This is a genomic window from Bartonella sp. MR90HLJMH (assembly GCF_042194115.1).
GTDB classification, from domain to species: domain Bacteria; phylum Pseudomonadota; class Alphaproteobacteria; order Rhizobiales; family Rhizobiaceae; genus Bartonella; species Bartonella grahamii.
Genome location: NZ_JBHIMM010000051.1, coordinates 1 through 518, shown reverse-complemented (window position 1 = coordinate 518; position 518 = coordinate 1). Strand labels below are relative to the sequence as shown.

1 protein-coding gene is annotated in these 518 nt (G+C 33.2%); it reads right to left on the bottom strand.

The window, feature by feature from the left end; all coding sequences use genetic code 11:
- Nucleotides 1–57: 57 nt before the first annotated feature.
- Nucleotides 58–518: type IV secretion system protein (locus tag ACFIJ9_RS08720; RefSeq protein WP_375636802.1), on the bottom strand; the 461-nt coding region annotated here is incomplete at its 5' end.

The following is a 518-nucleotide window of genomic DNA, read 5'->3' as shown; positions in this document are numbered from 1 at the left end:
TTTCTGCCCCTCTGAATTGTTCAGATAGTACTGAACTTTCTACATTGGCTTTTGTTTTTATCGTATGGTAGGCATCCTTTTTGCTTCATGGTTAAAAATTTTCATATCAACTTCGCGTCTTTTCTTTTTGATAAGTGATTGCTCAGCTTTACGTAAATGCGTTATCATTTGCGTCTTTATAGATTCATTTTGGATCATGGCTAATGAACCATCGATATGTGTTTGAAGATCTGCAATATCTTTCAGGTTTTCTTTTGTTTGAAGTTCATCAAACAGATGTTGGAGGTATTTAAAACGATTTTCTACGGTTTCAAAAGTTTTCAAAGTTATAGCTTTATCTAGTATCGATAAAAATTGTAAACGCGCAAAAACAGCCTTGCCCATTTGATCAAGAGATCCAGAAATTTTGTTTTCTTCCTCTAATACCTTTTGATATGATTTCCTTGAAAGCTTATCTCTCTTATAGAGCGATTCTGGTTCTTTGAGAAAAAAACTAGAAAAGTCTATTTTCTGAGGTG